This window comes from Brevibacterium oceani (assembly GCF_013623835.1).
Lineage (GTDB): Bacteria > Actinomycetota > Actinomycetes > Actinomycetales > Brevibacteriaceae > Brevibacterium > Brevibacterium oceani.
This window is the reverse complement of record NZ_JABKDE010000001.1, coordinates 586059-604313: the sequence shown is the minus strand read 5'-3', so window position 1 is coordinate 604313 and position 18255 is coordinate 586059. Positions and strand designations below refer to the sequence as shown.

At 66.0% G+C, this 18255-nt stretch carries 16 protein-coding genes; 2 read left to right on the top strand and 14 right to left on the bottom strand.

The window, feature by feature from the left end:
* Nucleotides 1-52: 52 nt before the first annotated feature.
* From HK401_RS02835 to HK401_RS02825, 3 genes are all read right to left on the bottom strand, one after another.
* Complete coding sequence (locus tag HK401_RS02835) at nt 53-2644, bottom strand: bifunctional metallophosphatase/5'-nucleotidase (protein ID WP_181273120.1); 2592 nt, start codon at nt 2642-2644, stop codon at nt 53-55.
* Between the two features lie 196 nt (nt 2645-2840).
* Nucleotides 2841-3695 carry a tRNA pseudouridine(38-40) synthase TruA gene (gene truA / locus HK401_RS02830; RefSeq protein ID WP_181273119.1) on the bottom strand — a complete coding sequence of 285 codons (855 nt, stop codon included), beginning with the start codon at nt 3693-3695 and terminating at the stop codon, nt 2841-2843.
* Nucleotides 3692-4297 (bottom strand): LemA family protein, encoded by a 606-nt coding sequence (locus HK401_RS02825; protein ID WP_181273118.1) that lies wholly within the window; start codon nt 4295-4297, stop codon nt 3692-3694. Before HK401_RS02825 ends, truA begins: the two co-directional genes overlap by 4 nt.
* A 243-nt stretch (nt 4298-4540) precedes the next feature.
* Between HK401_RS02825 and HK401_RS02820 the strand changes: the two genes are divergently transcribed.
* Complete coding sequence (locus HK401_RS02820; protein ID WP_507134197.1) at nt 4541-5722, top strand: glycosyltransferase family 4 protein; 1182 nt, start codon at nt 4541-4543, stop codon at nt 5720-5722.
* Between the two features lie 201 nt (nt 5723-5923).
* Here HK401_RS02820 and HK401_RS02815 read toward each other — a convergent pair whose 3' ends face one another.
* The 10 genes from HK401_RS02815 to HK401_RS02770 form a co-directional block, all read right to left on the bottom strand.
* Nucleotides 5924-6490, bottom strand: a complete 567-nt coding sequence (locus HK401_RS02815; RefSeq protein WP_181273116.1) for a cysteine hydrolase family protein — start codon at nt 6488-6490, stop codon at nt 5924-5926.
* Nucleotides 6491-6668: 178 nt separating this feature from the next.
* On the bottom strand, nt 6669-7343 hold the full coding sequence (locus HK401_RS02810) for a hypothetical protein (RefSeq protein ID WP_181273115.1): 675 nt from the start codon (nt 7341-7343) through the stop codon (nt 6669-6671).
* Nucleotides 7344-7641: 298 nt separating this feature from the next.
* Entirely contained in the window at nt 7642-8358 is a 717-nt protein-coding gene (locus HK401_RS02805) for an energy-coupling factor transporter transmembrane component T family protein (RefSeq protein WP_219921650.1), read from the bottom strand.
* Nucleotides 8355-9083 (bottom strand): energy-coupling factor ABC transporter ATP-binding protein, encoded by a 729-nt coding sequence (locus tag HK401_RS02800; protein WP_181273114.1) that lies wholly within the window; start codon nt 9081-9083, stop codon nt 8355-8357. The genes HK401_RS02805 and HK401_RS02800 overlap by 4 nt, the downstream gene beginning before the upstream one ends.
* Nucleotides 9080-9844 carry a biotin transporter BioY gene (locus HK401_RS02795; protein ID WP_181273113.1) on the bottom strand — a complete coding sequence of 255 codons (765 nt, stop codon included), beginning with the start codon at nt 9842-9844 and terminating at the stop codon, nt 9080-9082. Before HK401_RS02795 ends, HK401_RS02800 begins: the two co-directional genes overlap by 4 nt.
* A gap of 205 nt (nt 9845-10049) precedes the next feature.
* Nucleotides 10050-11633, bottom strand: coding sequence for a glutamine-hydrolyzing GMP synthase (gene guaA, locus HK401_RS02790; RefSeq protein ID WP_181273112.1), 1584 nt, complete (start codon nt 11631-11633; stop codon nt 10050-10052).
* Between the two features lie 206 nt (nt 11634-11839).
* A complete protein-coding gene (locus tag HK401_RS02785) occupies nt 11840-12277 on the bottom strand; it encodes a DUF3817 domain-containing protein (RefSeq protein WP_181273111.1) in 438 nt (145 codons plus the stop codon).
* A 2-nt stretch (nt 12278-12279) separates the two neighbouring features.
* On the bottom strand, nt 12280-13293 hold the full coding sequence (locus tag HK401_RS02780) for an SURF1 family protein (RefSeq protein ID WP_181273110.1): 1014 nt from the start codon (nt 13291-13293) through the stop codon (nt 12280-12282).
* A 31-nt stretch (nt 13294-13324) separates the two neighbouring features.
* Entirely contained in the window at nt 13325-14458 is a 1134-nt protein-coding gene (locus tag HK401_RS02775) for a GuaB3 family IMP dehydrogenase-related protein (RefSeq protein WP_181273109.1), read from the bottom strand.
* A gap of 124 nt (nt 14459-14582) precedes the next feature.
* Complete coding sequence (locus HK401_RS02770) at nt 14583-15494, bottom strand: LysR family transcriptional regulator (RefSeq protein ID WP_181273108.1); 912 nt, start codon at nt 15492-15494, stop codon at nt 14583-14585.
* A 226-nt stretch (nt 15495-15720) separates the two neighbouring features.
* Between HK401_RS02770 and HK401_RS02765 the strand changes: the two genes are divergently transcribed.
* On the top strand, nt 15721-16410 hold the full coding sequence (locus HK401_RS02765) for a LysE family translocator (RefSeq protein WP_309135895.1): 690 nt from the start codon (nt 15721-15723) through the stop codon (nt 16408-16410).
* A 249-nt stretch (nt 16411-16659) separates the two neighbouring features.
* Here HK401_RS02765 and HK401_RS02760 read toward each other — a convergent pair whose 3' ends face one another.
* Nucleotides 16660-18063 (bottom strand): mechanosensitive ion channel, encoded by a 1404-nt coding sequence (locus HK401_RS02760; protein ID WP_258233923.1) that lies wholly within the window; start codon nt 18061-18063, stop codon nt 16660-16662.
* Nucleotides 18064-18255: the final 192 nt, after the last annotated feature.

Genomic DNA, 18255 nt, shown 5'->3' with positions numbered 1-18255 from the left:
AGGTGAACTCTCCGGCCCCGCAGTCTGTGCCGATAACAGTATCGGCGTCGTGTCAGCTGTTGATCCTCCGGCGCCGGACGAGTGTGACCGCAGTGCCGCCGGCGACGATGAGCGCCAGAGCCGCAGCGACGATATTGAAGGTCTCGAAACCGGTGCGAGGCAGGTCGCCGCCGTCCTTCGAACCGTTCGCATCCGAGCCCGAACCGTCAGCGGAACCGCCGTCGGCGGAGGCGTTCGCACCATCAGCGTCGGCGCTCGCCCCGCCGGCCGCGGACGAACCGTCCGCACCACCTGCCGCACTGTCACCACCGTCGGCGTTGCCGCCGTCGGCACCGCCGTCGGCCGAACCATCGTCTCCGGCCGAGGCATTCGCGTCGTCGCCGACCGTGGCGGTGGCTTTGAACTCATGAGCCAGCGGGAGCGGGTTGTCGTCCCACCATGGGCCGTCGGCGTTCGCCTGCAGGCTGACCTTGACGGTCACGTCACCGGAGGCATCCTTCGGCGCGGTCACGGTCACGGGAGTCTCGGACTCCCCTGCCGGAATCGAATCGAGCGTCATCGTCTTCGCGGCTTCGTCCTCGGCGCTGACCTCGGGGGCGTCAGCGGACGTCGACTGGGTCGAGGACTTCCCGGCCGCCTCGGCGGTGTATCCCTCCGGCAGATCGACGGTCACGTCGACCGGACCTGCCACCTTCGACTTCGCGTCGGTCGTGAGGACGAAGTCGGCGCTCTCACCGGGCTTGATGGCCTTCGGTCCGGTCAGTTCGGCCTCGAGGTCACCGCTGCTGATGACGTCCTTGGCCGCTTCGGCCTGGCGTTCGTTCTTGTCGGGGGTGACGTCCTTGCCCTCGTCCTGGTGCTTGTTGAAGTAGTTCTCCCAGGTCTCGAAGTCAGTCAGACCGGACTGTTCGAAGTCGCCCTTGGCGAACGAAGTGAAGTTGTCGCCGCCGGCTGCGAGGAAGCTCAGCGTCGCGACCCGGTAGTCGTCCTTCGGGTCGATCTCCTTGCCGTCGACTTTGACCGACTTCACGTGTTCGCCCTTGTCGGCATTCGAATCATAGACGACGTCGAGGTCATCTGAAATGCCCAGGTGCAGGAACGGACGCGACGACTCGTCCGGCTGCCACTGTTCCTCGAACAGACCGATGACGTCTTCACCCTTCATCGTCACCACGCCGTGGTCGTTCGCGAAAGGCAGCACGCTGTTGAGCTCGGCGACAGTGACCTCGCATTCGTCCTCGTCGTTGTAGATATCGTCGCAGAGCAGGTCGGTGCGCAGACCGCCGGGGTTCGTGATCCCGAAGTCGGCCTCCTCCAGCTGTGTCTCCTCGACGCCTTCCTTCAGTGCATCCGCGACGAGGTTGCCCAGCGTGGACTCGGCACCGCGGTCCTCGTCGTCACCCTTCTTCGCCCGGGTGATGTCCTCACTGATCGTGCCGGTGACCTCCGAGCCGAGTTCCTTCGCTTTCTCCTCCGCGTCGCTGACGATGCCCGCGACCTCGTCGACGACCGGCGAGTCGTAGCTCTTGTCCGCGGTGTCGAGCAGCTCGACCGCATCCGCATCCCAATTGCCGTCGCCGTCAGCCGTGAGCTGAACCTGGCCGACGATCTCACCGTAGTTCGCCGCTTCGAGTACGGGCCGGGTGCGATCAGGGTCTCCGGGCACCGGAGCTTCGAACTTGTACGGCAGGTGTGTATGCCCGGTGAAGAGGACGTCGACCGACGCGTCGGTTTCGGTGACGAGCTTCTTGAACTCGGCGTTCGACGCCTCCGCCTCTTCGAGACTCTCGGTTGTGGCCGCGCCGAGGTGGGCCTCGACGACGGTCATATCCGGCTGTTCGTCTTCAGGCAGCTCGTCGATGTCATCGACGACGCGGTTGACCGCATCGGTCGGATCGCCGAAGTCGAGACCGGCGATCCCGTCGGGAGAGACCAAGGATGCGGTGTCTTTCGTGACGACGCCGATGACGGCGATCTTCACCCCGCCGACGTCGACGACGGAGTACTCGTCGAGGCCGTCGACGACGTTCTCTGTTCCCTTGTCATAGACATTGGCCGCCGAGTACGGGAAGTCGGCTTCGTCAGTGACGCGCCCGGTGAGGTCGTCGATGCCCCTGTCGAATTCGTGATTGCCCACGGCCGAGGCCTGCACGCCGATCGCGTTGAGGACGTCGAGAGTGGGCGTATCGTTCTGCGACGACGAGGTATAGGTCGAGGCGCCGATGTTGTCACCGGTCGAGAGAACCGCGGTCCCGGCACCGTCGAATCCTGCGCGCTGCTCTTCGATGACGGAGGCGACCTGGGTGCCGGTCTCGGAGATGCGTCCGTGAAAATCAGTGAGGTTGAGGAGCTGGACCTGAGTGCCTGCCTCTGCCGCATGGGCGTCGGATTCGGAATCCTCCGCTCCGTCAGCGTGATGAACGGCGCCCCCGCCGGAGTTCGTACGCTTTGCCGTGTCAGTTCCGTTCGCGGAATCAGCGGTCTTCTCGGTACCGGTTTCAGCGGGTGTGCTCGGCACAGCACTGTCTTCAGCAGAGTTTCCGTTGCCCAAGCTGGGCGCTGCGACGACCGGCGCGAGTCCCGGCAGTGTCAGCATCGACACTGCGGCACCCGTCGCCAGCACTTTGGTCACAAGTTTCGACATGTATTCGGTTCCTTCGATCATCGAGTCAGGCGCACATCAACCGTGCTTGTGGGAGTGAAGCCGGATTCCATCCTGCAGTGCCAATGCGAACTGTGAGTTACCTCAATGTGAATCTACACAGGATTCTCACAACTGGGAAGAGGGATCCTCCCATATTGCTGACATCAATCATCCGAGTCGGACAATCACTCTCCGCTCACTCCTGGTCGCGACGGGCCATCGTCTGGGCCGCGCGGGCGGCGTAGTCCTCGGGTGCGGGGTACCCGACTTCGGTGAGGACGAGTCCTTCGGCAGACGTGACGAACATGGGCACGTCCGGAGTGATCCCGGCGTCCGCCTCGGCGATGAGTTCGGCCGGTCGGGTGACCGGCCAGCTGCCGGATCCGACCTTGATCAGGCCTCCGACCAGGGCGCGGACCATGTGATGGCAGAACGCGTCGGCGCGCAGGTCGATGATGATGACCGCGTCCTGATCGCGTTCGACGCTCAGCTCATAGAGGGTGCGGATCGTCGTGGCCCCCTCACGCGGCTTGCAGAAGGGCAGGAAGTCGTGCAGACCCTGGACCTCGGCCGCGGCTTCGGCCATGGCCTCGGCGTCGAGTTCGCCCTTGTGCCGGGGAGTCACGGCTGTGAGCAGAGGGTCGATGAACGACCGGTGATCGGCGAGTCGGTACCGGTAGGACCGCCACAGCGCGGAGAACCGGGCGTCGAAGGTCTCGGTCACCTCGGCCACGGCATGGACGACGATGTCGGGGCAGTCGCCGGCGGCGAGGACTCCGCGCAGACGCGAGAGCAGGGCCACCTCGGCGAACCGATTCGACCGGCCGACGAGCTTGGCGACAGCGTTTTCGCCCAGGTCGATGTGGACGACCTGGCGGCGGGCGTGGACGCCGGCGTCGGTGCGGCCGGCGACGACGGTGGCCACCTCGGTGCCGGTGATGCGTGCGAGCCCGGATTCGACGGCGTCCTGCACGGTGCGCAGGCCCGGCTGCTTCGCCCAGCCGTGGAAATCCGTGCCGCGGTAGCCCAGATCGATGCGGAACCGAGTCACGATACGACCTTCGCCGAGGCGGGGCTACCCTCGCCGTCGGCCACCTCGGTGAACGGTTCGCGGGCTTGGAAGACGCCCTGGAACAGGCGAGAGATCGGACGCATCCGCTGGCGGTGATAGCGTTCGACGTTCGTGTTGTAGAAGCGGGCGCCGGCGAGGATCCGCTCGGTGAGCACCTGCAGCTGACCGTGCAGGAGGCCGATCGTCGTGTCGATCTCCTCGTTGACCGCGGCTGTCTGTGAACGGGCGAAGTCCGAGGACAGGGACCGCTCCGCCCGCGCCGACGGGATGAGCGCGGCATCGTTGACGGCGGCGGTCAGAGCGTTCTCGGCGGCGGCACCGCGATGATCGAAGGGTGCGCGTTCGGCGGAGGCGAGCGCGAGTTCGAGCCGGGAGAGATCCTGTCCCGCGATCTGCTGGAGGGTGCCGATGTAGGCGGGCACGAGGGCGTGGCGGGCGCGGATCTCGCCGATGAGCTGGCGCTTGGCTTCGTCACACAGCGACCGCGCCATCGACAGCTGGTTGAAGCGCAGCACCGTGAGGATGACGAACAGGACGACCACGGCGGCGAGGACGCACCCGCCGACGATGTACCAGCCCACGGCCACTCCCCTCGCCTGTGCTCATCCCGGATTGCGCGTTCGCGCCCCGGGCTTTTCCGACACCTCAGTTTACGCAGGGTTGAGATTCGTCGCGACAAGGCCACCATGCGGACACAATGACTGCGGGTCGTTCGCTCTGGCGCACTGGCTGTCGTACTCGCCGCGGGCGATTTCGGCCAGATGTCGCCGCCGCGTCGCCTTCGGGTCACGCATTGGTCACCGAAGAGGTCTTGGCTGGGAAACGTGAGAGTAGCGATCATTGCAGAATCCTTCCTCCCCAACATGAATGGGGTCACCCACTCACTCCTGCGGGTCCTCGACCATCTGGCCGACCGCGGCGACGAAGTTCTCGTCATCGCCCCGGGCACCCGCAGGGACGGTCCGAAGGAGGTCGCCGGAGCCCGCATCGTCCGGGTTCCCTCGATCGCCTTGCCGAAGTATCGTCGCATCCGCGTCGCACCCGGAGGCGTGACCCGAATCCGTCGGCTCCTTCAGCGGTTTGCTCCCGACGTCGTCCACCTCGCCAGCCCGTTCGTGCTCGGCTGGCGCGGGGTGCTCGCCGCGCAGACGCTCAACCTCCCGACCGTCGCGATCTACCAGACCGAGGTGCCCGCCTATGCCGCCCGGTACGGCATGCACGGCATCGAGGCCATGCTGTGGAACCACGTCCGCAACATCCACCAGCATTCCTCGCTCACGCTCGCACCGTCGAGTTACACGATCGATCAGTTGGAGGGACTCGGTGTCGCCGAGGTGGCCCTGTGGGCCCGTGGGGTCGATTCGTCCCGATTCGACCCCAGCCATCGGTCCGAGGCGTGGCGCCGATCCGTGGCGCCGAACGGTGAGAAGATCATCGGCTTCGTCGGCAGGTTGGGGGCGGAGAAGCAGGTCGACGACCTCGCAGTACTCACTGACCTGCCCGGTGCCAAGGTCGTCATCGTCGGCGACGGGCCGTGGCGGACACGGCTGGAACGGTCGATGCCGAATGCTCACTTCACCGGGTTCCTCGGCGGGGACGCCTTGGCGCAGGCGGTCGCCAGCTTCGATGTCATGGTCGCCCCCGGCGAACTCGAGACCTTCTGCCAGACGATCCAGGAGGCCATGGCCTCCGAGGTCCCAGTCATCGCCCCGGCTCGCGGGGGTCCGCTCGACCTCGTCGACTCTTCCCGCACCGGCTGGCTCTATGCCCCGAAGGACCTCGGTGCCATGCGCGGACATGCCGTCGACTTACTCGGCGACGAGGCGAAGCGCCGAGCCTTCGGCGTCGCCGGTCGTGAACAGGTGCAGTCACGGAGCTGGAAGAGCGTGTGCTCACAGCTGGTGGGCCACTACTCGAGGGCAATCGAGAACCCGGCGCCGCAGGTGCTCGGACGCGGGTTCGCCTCGATGGTCAACTCCCGCCTCGAGGACACCCTGCCCTTCTGAGGTTGCCCTGCTCCCCCCGCCACCTCTTTCCCTTCCGCCGACCGCTCACGTCAGTGACAACCGCTCGCCGCATAACTTGGCACAACGTCGCTAACATGAGCGGTCGGCACAGTACGCGTGTGGGCGTGTTGGTCAGGGGACGTCGGCCGTGCACGCAAACAGGTCCGTCAGGCGATGCCGCGACTCGGGCGAGAACGTGCGTCAGGCGAGGCCGGCGGACCAGTCCTGGACAGTTGTCACAGTCGCCTGCTTCGGGAACACTTTCTCGGTGAGAAGCTGATGAACCTCGGGGTCCCGGTCGGCGCAGGCGTCGGCAAGCACGGTGAGTTCGAAGTCGAGATCCGCGGCTTGGCGCACCGTCGAGAGAACGACCCCGCTCGTGGCAACACCCGTCAACACGAGCGACGAGGCTCCGTACCCGCGCAGCAGCACCTCGAGGTCGCTGCCGGTGAACGCGCTGATGCGCCGCTTCGTCACGATCGGCTCGCCTTGATGCCGGTCGAGGGTCTCATGAATGCTCGTCGATGCATGGGCCTCATCGAGGTCCCCGTGCGCGGCGATCTGCGCGAAGGATGCGGTCGCCGCCAGCTCCGGCTGGCCCTCGCGCAGCGCCACCCGCACCCACACGACCGGGATGTCGTGCGCGCGTGCGGCGGCCACAGCGTCGCGTGCGCGTTCGAGGACTCCGGTGGAAGTGAAGGCCTCGTCACCGGCGATGCCGTTCTGGAAATCCATGGCCAGCAGGACGGTTCGATCGACGTCAGTCATCATGTCTCCTTCGGTTCGCGAGGGATTCGCACCCTCTTCCGATGAGGCTACTCCCTACACCGAATAGTCAGCTGAGTCAGGGATCAAGACCCCCTGAGACCGACTGAGCATCGCAGTCCGCGTGCCGAAGTGCCGCAGATCAAGACCACGGGGAAATGCAGTTCATCGTCGGCCGAAATCAGCGCTGATACCATGAAAGTGAAGCAACGTCAGGCCCCGGGTTACCGGATAATCCCGGCCCTTGGGTAGACGGCCCCCTGGTTTTTGCGCAAGCACCCAGGGGGTGCTTCATATTCAAGAGCTTTCCGTCGACGGCATCGATCATCGTCAGTTTGCCCTCCCGCAGAGTCGGCTCGATGAACCTCATATCGTCTCGGAGAATATTGCGCTGCACCGCCCACGACACTGTGTCGGCCGACCACAACAGCGGCTCGTCTCCCATTCGGCTGTGAGAGAAGGCCACGTCGGAGTGAATAGCGCCTGAACTACGCAGCTTGTCGAGTACCTGTTCGTCCAGCCCGTTGAGCTTCTGATCCTTATTATTGTCAGCGACGATCCCTCGAACAGCCTCGTCTCCGGTGCCGCTAGTGAGGTTTCTGACGAGCCGGTCCAGACACAGGGCTCTCGCCCGAGCGAGATCGCGGCGAGAGTTGCCTGCCAACGGCAGCTTCACGGCAATCACGTTCCACACCGATTCCTCGGTGACCGTCTCGATCATCTCGATGATGTCTCCGCGGTCGAAATCGGATCCGCGGAATTTCTGACTCGTATGCCAATAGGACCCTCCGGCGACATCCACCAGTCGCTCGCGAACAGCATCCAAGCGAGCGTAAGAGAAGATGACAGCGGCCATCTGATAGAATGCAACCTCCTCACCAGCCGGACCCTCCCCACACTGGTCGGCTGCCGCATCGACTCATCGATGAACGCGATCGGATTCGGGGCAGCGGCGAGGTAGAACCTCTCCAATACGGGCGACCGCAGGCTTGGGCTCGACATCTCTCCGCTTTCGTCCGGGCTGTCATCCAGCAACATTGCTTTGATCCGATGACGTGCCAGCACTCTACGGGTCACCCATGACACGGAACGGAACTGCTGCTCATCAGTCAGTAATAAGGCGGGAACGTAAGCGACGGACTGCGTGAATGCGTTCAGTCCACGATGCCGCGGGCATCGAGCGCACGCCCCGTATCCTGCGCGTACTTCACCGAACGCAGGATCGCCGGCACCACCCTGGCCTTGATGCTCGAATCGAGACCCCGGGCGCGAGCAGCCCGCTCGGCCTCCCCCAACAGCCCCGAGATGTGAGAGATCGCCCGCACCATGAGGCTCGCCGTCAGAGCGATCGCCTCGGTGTTGGCACCGAAGAAGCGCAACGGAGACACGATCACGGTGAAGGTATCGAGCAGCTGCGCGACCCTCGTCGTCAACGTCAGCAGCAGCGCCGCCTGCACACAGGCGAATACGGTCCCGCCGACGGCCAGACCCGACTGCAGGGACCCGAAGAAGAACTGCAGGGTCATGACGATGGCCACCAAGACGGCGACATAGAGCCACGTGCGCAGGAAGTACGTGACGCGCAGCTTTGCTGTGAACCCGATGATGACGAGGACGACGAACATCGACCAATTGATCACGGGATCGCGGAAGATGAGCGCGACGATGCCGATCGCCGCGATGAGCGCGAGCTTCACCCCGGTCGGGACCGAGTGCAGCCATCCGCGGGCGGGAGCAACCTTGCCGAAGAGCTGCGGGCGCGGTCTGATGCCCGCGTTCCTCCGCCACGTCGCCGAGGTGGGGCCTCCGACGCTGCCGTCAGCTCTGCCGACGCCCGCGCTTTCGCCGGAACGGTGGGAATCCCCGCTCATGGCGTATCGCTCATGATCATCTCGCGGTAGGTCTCGACCGCCTCGGCGGGGGTGGCATCGGCGACGATGCGGCCGTCCTCGACGACGAGGGCGCGCTGGGCGATCTGCGCGAAGTCGAGGTCATGGGTGGTCAGCACAATCCGCATCCCCCGCCGGGCGACGAGCTCGCGCAGGTGCACCCGCAGCCGCTCTCGGTTCCGCAGATCGAGCAGCGTCGTCGGTTCGTCGAGGACGAGGATCTGCGGGTCGACGGCGAGCACGGCGGCCAGGGCGACGAGCTGCCGCTGCCCGCCGGAGAGTTCGTAGACGCTGCGTTCGGCGAGGTCAGCGATGCCGAGCTCGTCGAGCACGGCCAGAGCAGCCGCCCGCCTTCTGCCCTTCGGCACTGACTTGCGCAGGGACAGTTCGATGTCCTCGATCGGGGTCGGCATGACCAGCTGTGCGGCCGGATCGGTGAAGACGAAACCGACGCGGGAGCGGACCTTCGCAGGTTCCCGATACGGGTCGAGGCCATCGATGAGGACCTGCCCCGCGTTCGCCGTGACCAGGCCGTTGACCAGCTGCAGCAGGGTCGACTTGCCAGAGCCGTTGGCGCCGATGACGGCGACGATGTCCTCGGTCAGGGTGAAGCCGACGTCCTGGAGGATCGGCCGGACGACCTCGCCGTCGGGCCCCTCGTCGAGGACTCCGACGCCGACGTCGGTGAAGCGGATCTCACGGGTCACTTGGCGTCCGATTCCCTCTCCGGCGCCGAGGCGGCCGGACCGTCAACGGCAGGTCCTGCAGCAGCCGTCCCGCCAGGTCCGGCTGAAGCCGTGTCCGCCTGCCCCGCGGCGACAGCACCGGAGCGGCCCACAGAGGTCACGCTCACCCCGCGGCGACGCAGCACGTCGGGGAACGCACGATGGATGAGCACGGCCACCGAGGCGGCGAGGATGTTCTTGATGATGTCGCCGGGCCAGTAGGCGAGATCGGCGACGGCAGCGACCCGCAGCGGCAGATCGGCGTTGATCGACATGCCGAGGATGCCCAGCGGGTGGTTGAGCAGCAGGCTCGCGGCGAATCCGCCGATGAACAGGGTCACCCCGAGCTTCGCTCCGCGGAAGCGGCGCACGGCCCAGCGAGCGATGAGCCCGGCGACCAGGGCGTAGAGGGTGAAGGAGAGGATGTAGCCGGCGCTGGGGCCGGCGAGCACGCCGATGCCGCCGTTCATGCCCGAGAAGATCGGCAGTCCGAGCAGACCGAGCACCACGTAGAGCAGGTTTGCGGCTGCGCCCCGCCAGGGTCCGAGCACCATGCCGCACAGGGCGATCGCGAAGGTCTGCAGGGTGATCGGCACGCCGGCCGGGCCGACGGGAACCGGGGGCATCATGGCAAACGCCGCGAGCAGGGCGGCGAAGACCGCGATGAGCGCGATATCACCGGCGCGGCCGGCAGAGCGGGGGCGAGTGAGGCCCGCCGACGCGGTGCTTGGTGCCTGAGACATGTGTACTCCGTTGTTCGTGATACACCCGATCCACCGGCCATCGGCGTCCGGATGCGCCCGAGGCGGCCCCGGGCACCCCACCACTGTAACTGAACACTGTTCAGGAACGGCATTCGGGGGTCCGGTGGCCGCCTCGGCGCTGCCTGAGCCGATCATCCGCTGCCCCGTGCGAGGGGCACGGTTCAGCTGGTCGGCGGGCAGACGATCATTCCCATTCGATGGTGCCCGGGGGCTTCGAGGTGACGTCGAGGACGACGCGGTTGATGTCGTCGACCTCGTTGGTGATGCGGTTGGAGATCACGGAGAGCACGTCGTAGGGAACGCGGGTCCAGTCCGCGGTCATCGCGTCCTCGCTCGAGACCGGGCGCAGCACGACCGGGTGGCCGTAGGTGCGGCCGTCACCTTGGACGCCGACCGAGCGGACGTCGGCGAGGAGGACGACCGGGCACTGCCAGATCTCGCCGTCGAGGCCGGCCTTCGTCAGCTCTTCGCGGGCGATGGCGTCGGCCCTGCGCAGGATGTCGAGGCGCTCCTCGGTGACCTCGCCGATGATGCGGATGCCCAGGCCCGGCCCGGGGAAGGGCTGGCGGGAGACGATGACCTCGGGCACGCCGAGTTCACGACCGATGGCGCGGACCTCGTCCTTGAACAGGGCACGCAGGGGTTCGATGAGTTCGAACTGGATGTCATCGGGCAGTCCGCCGACATTGTGGTGGCTCTTGATGTTCGCGGTGCCCGATCCGCCGCCGGATTCGACGACGTCGGGGTAGAGGGTGCCCTGGACGAGGAAGGCGATCTCTTCGCCCTCGCCTTCCTGAGCCTCGAGCACGAGATCGGCGGCAGCAGTCTCGAAGGTGCGGATGAACTCGCGGCCGATGATCTTCCGCTTCTCCTCCGGGTCGGTGACCCCGGCAAGCTCACCGAGGAACTGCTCCTGAGCGTCGACGGTGACCAGACGGACGCCGATCGAATCGACATAGTCCTTCTCGACCTGTCTCCGTTCGTCCTGGCGCAACAGGCCATGGTCGACGAAGACGCAGGTGAGCTGGTCACCGATGGCCTTGTGGACGAGTGCCGCGGCCACGGAGGAATCGACTCCGCCGGACAGGGCGCAGATGACCTTCTTGTCCCCGACCTGGGCGCGGATGAGTTCGACCTGTTCGTCGATGACGGATTCGTTCGTCCAGTCGGCGGTGAGGCCGGCGACGTTGAAGAGGAAGTTCTCGAGGATCTTCTGCCCGTTCTCCGAGTGGAGGACCTCGGGGTGCCACTGCACGCCGGCGAACTTCTTCGCCGGGCATTCGAAGGCGGCCACCGGGGTATCGGGGGTGGAGGCGAGGACGTCGAAGCCGGCGGGCGCCTCGGCGACGGAGTCACCGTGGGACATCCACACCTTGTAGGCGGAGGGGGTCTCGGCCAGCAGCGATCCCTGATCGCTCACCGCCAGCGGGGTCGATCCGTATTCGCGCTTGTCCGTCTTCGCCACGCGTCCGCCGAGGCTGGTCGACATGAGCTGGAAGCCGTAGCAGATGCCCATGGTCGGGATGCCGAGGTCGAACACGGACGTGTCGAAGCTCGGTGCTCCCTCGTCGTTGACGCTCGAGGGTCCGCCGGAGAGCACGATGGCCACCGGCTTCTTCGCTTCGAACTCGGCAGCCGGGGCATCATGGGCGATGATCTCCGAGTACAGGCCGGCCTCGCGGATGCGGCGAGCGATGAGCTGGGCGTACTGGGCGCCGAAATCGACGACGAGGACAGGGGGCACCTGCGTGGACTGGGATTGCGTCATGATCCAATTCTATGCGCCGGCGACTTCACGCCCGAATTCGGGCCACACCCCGCGGTCAGGGCACGCCTGCGGCCTGGTCACGGCCGCCTCGGCGAGGGTAGGGACGGGATGTCAGGGCCGACTCGGCGAGGGTCGGGACGGAGGGTCAGGGCCGCCTCGGCGAGGTGAATCGTCTGCGGAGCGGGATCCTCAGCCCTGCGGGACCCTCAGCTCTTGGGGGCGACGACGACGGCGGCTTCGAGTTCGGCGTCGACCTGGCGGTGGATGCGGCGTTCGAGGATGAACGACATCACCGGCACGACGCCGGCGAGCGCGAGGATGAGGTAGCGGCCGAGGCTCCAGCGCATCTGCTGATTGAGCCAGAAGCAGCCGATGAGGTAGACGACGTAGCACCAGCCGTGGCAGATCGCGATGGCCGCGGCGAGGTTGAAGCCGCCGAAGTTCAGAGCGGTCTCGGAGTCGGCGGCGATGAGGTATTTGTAGATCATCTCGACCGTGAGGATGAGCAGCATGGTGCCGGTGATGAGCGCCATCACACGGTAGAACTTCAGCGCATTGCGTGCCGAGGTGAAGCGTTTGACGCTCCACACGTTGCTCTCGTCGAAGTCGGGGCGGGAGTCCAAGGACTCGCGGTCGTCGCTCACGATCAGTTTCCTCCGGTCGTGCGGTTGTCGGTGGTGCTGTCAGTGTCGGTGGTGGTGCTGGTGGTGCCTGTGTCTGCGTTGGTGGTGCCGTCGGCACGTGCGGGTCGGTCGGCACGTGTGGGCGACTTGGCAGGTTTCTTCCCTCCGTGGCGATGGGCCGGCAGCCCGGTCAGTCCCGACATCACCTCGGGGTCGATGGTCGATCGGCCTGCGGCCTTGACGACAACATACTCGACCGGGTTCTCCGGATCCTGGGAATCCTCGCCGAGGCGGCGCTTGAGGAAGTCATCGCGCAGCAGCTGGAACCACATGTAGAGGGCCATCGCGGCGAAGATCAGCCATTCGACGGCATAGACCGCCGACTGCAGATCGAATCCGCCTTCGTCGCGGGTCGTCGTCGGCGGGACCTGAGCCAGGCCGTCGGTGCCGACCGAGGCGGCGGCTCCGGTCTCGGTCTCGGGGATGAGGAAGCCCGAATACGTGAGCAGGTCAGGGAACATGTTGATCAGCTGCGAGGTCGACACGGTGCGCACCTGATCATCGGGCAGGTCATTGCCCGGCTCCGGGCCCTCGATCGGTCCGATGCGAGCGGTCAGATCGACCTTGCCAGTCTTCGCGCGGGACTGCGCGGCCGCCTCGGCGTCGGTGGTGAACCCACGCACGACGGGGATCGCGATCGTCTTCTCATCAGCATTCGCCGCTTCGACACCGTCACCGAGGTGGGCTCCGTCGGGGGCGAACATCGTGACCACCCAGTACCCGTCGTCACCGTCCTGGACGCGGCCGGGGACGACGACCTGGTCGTCGGGCAGCCAGCGCCCGGACAGGCTGACCCGCTGATCGGCGAGGATGCCGGGCATCGGGGCCTGCGCGTCCATGACGTCGTTGAAGTCCTTGAGCTTCTCGACTCCGGCGGATTCGGTGACGTCGTTCTTGTGCTGGGCTCGGTTGACCTGCCACGCCGAGAGGCCGACGAAGCAGGTGACGAGCACCAGGACGAGGAGCAGGGACCCCAACCATTTGGGGGTCAGCGCCAGACGGAACAGATCAGACCACCGATCCGGTCTGGTAGGGCGAGACGGTGACGTCGACGCGCTGGAATTCCTTGAGGTCGAGGTAGCCGGTGGTGGCCAGGGCGCGGCGCAGGGCACCGGCGAGGTTGAGTTCGCCGATCGCTGTGCGGCCGGGTCCGAAGAGCACCTGCTCGAGGCTGCCGACAGTGCCGAGTTCCACGCGGTGGCCGCGCGGCAGCTCCGGGTGGTGGGCCTCGGCGCCCCAGTGCATGCCGCGGCCCGGGGCCTCGGTCGACCGGGCCAGTGCGGTGCCGAGCATGACGGCGTCGGCGCCGACGCCGAAGGCCTTGACGATGTCACCGCTGGTGCCCAGTCCGCCGTCGGCGATGACGTGGACGTAGCGGCCGCCGGATTCGTCCATGTAGTCCCGACGGGCGGCATGGATGTCAGCGACGGCGGTGGCCATCGGGGCGTGGATGCCCAGGGTCTTGCGGGTGGTGGCCGCCGCTCCCCCGCCGAAGCCGACGAGGACGCCGGCGGCGCCGGTGCGCATGAGGTGCAGGGCCGCGGTGTAGGTGGCGGCGCCTCCGACGATGACGGGCACGTCGAGTTCGTAGATGAACTGCTTGAGGTTGAGCGGTTCTGTGTGAGTCGAGACGTGTTCGGCCGAAACGGTGGTGCCGCGGATGACGAAGATGTCGACGCCGGCATCGATGACGGTCTTGTAGAACTGCTGGGTCCGCTGCGGGGTCAGGGCGCCGGCGACGGTGACGCCGGCTTCACGGATCTGCTCGAGGCGGGCGGTGATGAGCTCGGCCTGGATGGGCGCGGAGTAGAGTTCCTGCATCCGTGAGGTCGCCATCTCGGCCGGCAGCTGGGCGATCTCGGCCAGCAGCGGGGTGGGGTCCTCGTACCGGGTCCACAGGCCTTCGAGGTCGAGCACGCCGAGTCCGCCGAAGCGGCCGAGGGCGATGACGGTCTCCGGCGACATGGCCGAGTCCATCGGGGCACCGATGAACGGCAGCTCGAACTGGTAGGCGTCGATCTGCCAGCTCAGGGACACGTCTTCGGGGTCGCGGGTGCGCCGAGCGGGGACGATGGCGATGTCGTCGAGCGAATAGGCGCGACGGCCGCGCTTGCCTTTGCCGATTTCGATTTCAGAACTCACGCCAACAGCCTATCCCACCGCCCTCTGCGCGAGGTCTCAGCCCACTATGAGGAACAGGGCGTCTCCCCTCCCAGAACTACCTGACGGCGGCCCAGATACCTCGCGCCAGGTTGCTGGGCCGCCGTCAGGTAGCAAGAGAGGTGAGGTGGGTGGCGACGGCGGCCTCGGCGGCGGCAGTGAAGGCGCGCACGTGCGGCAGGTGCGCCTCCTTCTCCCGCACGTGCATGAGGATCCGCCTGACCGGCACCGGATCGGTGAGATCGACAGCGACGAGTCCCGGGGGCAGCTGCAGTGTCGACAGTCGCGGCAGCACGGTGATCGCGAGATTCGAGGCGACCAGCGCCAGTGCCGCGAAGTCGTCCTCGGAGGCCGCGAAGTTCCGCGGCTCGAACCCCGCGGCCGCACATGCGAGGTCGACGACCGTGCTCGTCGGTCCCGACCACAGGTCGTGATCGACCCAATGCTGCTCGGCGAGGTCGATGAACGGCACGGACTCACGTCCTGCGAGCTCGTGGCGCTCGGAGACGACGACCCGATAGTCGTCATCGAAGAGCGGGATGCGCGTCATCCCGGGCAGATGGACCTCCCCCTCCTGCGGCACTTCGGCGCGGACCTCGATGAGGCAGGGGCTGCGCCGGCCCTTCGCCGGCTCGTTGAGCTGGATGTCGAAACGCAGATCCGGGTGCTCCGCGGCGACAGCTTCGATGATGTCCGGCAGCACGCGGGCGTTGAAGGAGGTGAAGGCGGCGATGCGCATACGGGGCCGGCTGACGTTGCGGAAGCTCTCGACGAGGTCGTCGAGCTTGGCCACCGAGGCGAAGACCTCACCGGAGTCCTCGGCCAGACGTTTGCCGAACTCGGTGATCTCGATGCCGCGGCCCGACCGGCGGTACAGCGTGGCGCCGACGGACTTCTGCAGCGTGGTGATGTGCTGGCTGACCGTCGCCGGTGTGTAGTTGAGGCTCTTCGCCGCGGCCACGACGGAGCCGGTGGCGACGACGGCTCGCCAGACCCGCAGACGATTGAGATCCCACATGGTGACAGCTTAGCCGACCACTATTCGGCTGCACCTGATGGTTGTTCATCATCAATTGCTTTTCATGATCGATCGGTGCCGTCAGAATGGTCATGTGCCCCGTGGGATACGTGTCGTGTCCACGGGGCACCCTCCGGCTGCCCCACCCGCACCGGCCGGTCCCAGCCGGACCAACCGCACCATCGATCGACGCACACCAACCGCCACCCCCATCCGAAGGAGAGTCGTGACCGGTCCCGAGATCATCACCATCACCGGCGCCGCTGCCGCCCTCGCCGTCACACCCGGCCCCGAGACGATCCTCACGATCCGTCTCTCCTCCCTGCGCCGGAAGGCCGGACTCGTCTACGCACTGGGCACGGCCACCGGCACCGTCATCTGGATGGTCCTCGCACTCACCGGCGTATCCGCACTGCTGACCGTCTACCCCGCGGCCGTGCAGGTGCTCAAGATCGTCGGCGGCCTCTACCTCTGCTTCCTCGGGATCCTCGCCGCCCGCCAGGCCATCCGGCTCCGTCGGCGACTCCGGCACCAACGTCAGGCAACCTCGGCGAATGAGTCCGAGGGCCCGGTCAGCGAGATCGCGACCGTCATGGAGTCGAGCACGAAGGGGCACCTGCGTTCGGTCGTGTCCTACCGTCGCGGGATCATCTCCTCGCTGAGCAACCCGAAGGTCGGCCTGTTCTTCCTCGCCATCCTGCCCACGCTCGTGCCCGCCTCGCCGAGCGGAGTCGACTACGCGGTCCTCATCGCCCTCGTGCTCGGCGTCCTGCTGTCGTATCAGCTGATCCTCGCGTGCATGGCGAGCCTCGCGGCCTCGGCGATGGCTCATCGCAGCGCCGATTTCGTCATCGAGGCGGCCTCGGCGCTCATCCTGCTCGTCATCGGCATCGCCGTCATCGTCATCCCGATCTGAACCAGTGGCTGCGGGTATCGCTCGTCGGCACTTCGCGTAGCTTCTTGGGTGGGCGAAATGGTCGAGTCCCCCGGGCCGGAGTGGACCATTTCGCCCACCCAGCAAGCGTGACGAATCGCGCCGAGGCGAGCCCGAGCTTCGTGCGCAAGGCACGACGAAGGGGTGGGGGCGTCGAGATTCTGTCTCGACTCCCCCCCCACCCCTTGTCGCGTCCGGCCTCAGGTGCCGGTCACTGAGCGGTTCAGTGCGTCAGTGCTGAGGATCCCCCGCCGAGGCGGCTCCCCCGTTCGCACCAGGCCCACCGTTGCCGGTCCCGCCGTTTCCGACCGTGCCGGTGTTCGACGCTGCGCCGGCGCCCTTGTCGTCGGCCACCTCGTCGAGGTCGACCTTGTTAAGCATCCTCGCGGCTGCATCACGACCGCCGAGGCCGAAGGCCAGGGCCGCTGCCGCGGCACCGCCGATGACGACCGCGCCGAAGGCGAGGTTGATGATCGAATCGGCCAGTCCCATGTAGCGCAGACCCATCGCGATGAACAGTGCGATGGCCGAGTACCGCAGGACCTTCGACGCGAGATTGTTCGTGATGAACTTCCCGATGATCGCGGCGATGAGGAAACCGGCGGCGATGATCGCGGCGCCGAAGAGGACGCTGCCGCCGAGGTCGAGGATCTCGTTGAGGATGTTCGTGATCTCTTCGAAGCCGAGCATCCGGGTGGCCATGATCGCGAAGAAGATCATGATGGCGACCTGGACGATGCGGGTGATCACGTTCGAGGCGCTGGTTCCTTCGGGGACGATGCCGATCTCATTGATGGCTTTGTCGGTGCCGATGCCCTCGAGGATCTGTTCGAGCAGATTGCCGAGGAACTTCGCGATGACGAAGCCGATCGCCAGCAGGATGCCGGCGGCAATGATGAGCGGTACCGCATTGAGGAAGATCTGCAGCATCTGCTCGGCCGGACCCGAGATCGCTTCGATGCCGAGCACCTGCAGCGCGGAGATCGCGACGACGATGATGATGATCCCGACGACCAGGTTGCCGATGAGGTTCGAGACCTTCGCGTTCGCCTCGACGTTCGGGTTCGGAGCGTAGCCGGGCTGCTGCGGGTGACCCTGCGGCGGCTGACCCTGCGGCGGCATTCCCTGCTGACCCTGGGGCGGCATCCCCTGCTGACCCTGCGGAACCTGCTGAGTGACATCGTGCTGAGGCCGTCCGGAGTTCGCCGAACCGTCGACCACGCCGGTGGCCTTGTCGCCAAGTGAGCGGAACTTCGACGTCAGCTTCGTCAGATCGACGGCATTGAGTGCCGTCTGAACGAGCTGCTTGGCGATCTTCGCGAAGACGTAGCCGATGAAGAAGATGAATCCCGCGCCGATGATATTGGGCAGGAATCCGAATATTCCATCGAGCAGACCCTGCAGCGGTGTGAGGACCTGATCGAGTTCGAAGAGCTGGAGGACAGCGATGAGTCCGAGCAGCCAGATGACCAGTCCGGATATCTGTCCGATCGATTTTCCGATCTGCTGTCCGTTGCTTCCGTCCTTCTGAAGAGCGGGCACCTTCGTGACGAGTTTGCCGATCGCCCATTTGACGATGGCGGCAAGGATCCAGGTGACGATGAGAATGACGATTGCCAGTCCGACCTTCGTCAAGATCGACCATATGTCTTGGCTTTGCAAGTCGCTTTTCTCCTTCGGCTACAGCGAATTGACAAGGCGTTTTTTCGCTTGCTGTTTTGGAGTCTATTCTTAGCGAACTTTCAGAACACGGGTTTTCCGACCGATATCCGATTCACGAAACAACACATGTGAACGCATCGCACCGCTGTCACAGCCGAACATTTC

Coding starts and splice junctions, on each gene's coding strand:
- HK401_RS02815 (WP_181273116.1), bottom strand. CDS start 6,490: ATGACTGACGTCGATCGAACCGTCCTGCTGGCCATGGATTTCCAGAAC.
- HK401_RS02810 (WP_181273115.1), bottom strand. CDS start 7,343: ATGGCCGCTGTCATCTTCTCTTACGCTCGCTTGGATGCTGTTCGCGAG.
- HK401_RS02795 (WP_181273113.1), bottom strand. CDS start 9,844: ATGTCTCAGGCACCAAGCACCGCGTCGGCGGGCCTCACTCGCCCCCGC.
- HK401_RS02805 (WP_219921650.1), bottom strand. CDS start 8,358: ATGAGCGGGGATTCCCACCGTTCCGGCGAAAGCGCGGGCGTCGGCAGA.
- guaA (WP_181273112.1), bottom strand. CDS start 11,633: ATGACGCAATCCCAGTCCACGCAGGTGCCCCCTGTCCTCGTCGTCGAT.
- HK401_RS02835 (WP_181273120.1), bottom strand. CDS start 2,644: ATGTCGAAACTTGTGACCAAAGTGCTGGCGACGGGTGCCGCAGTGTCG.
- HK401_RS02770 (WP_181273108.1), bottom strand. CDS start 15,494: ATGTGGGATCTCAATCGTCTGCGGGTCTGGCGAGCCGTCGTCGCCACC.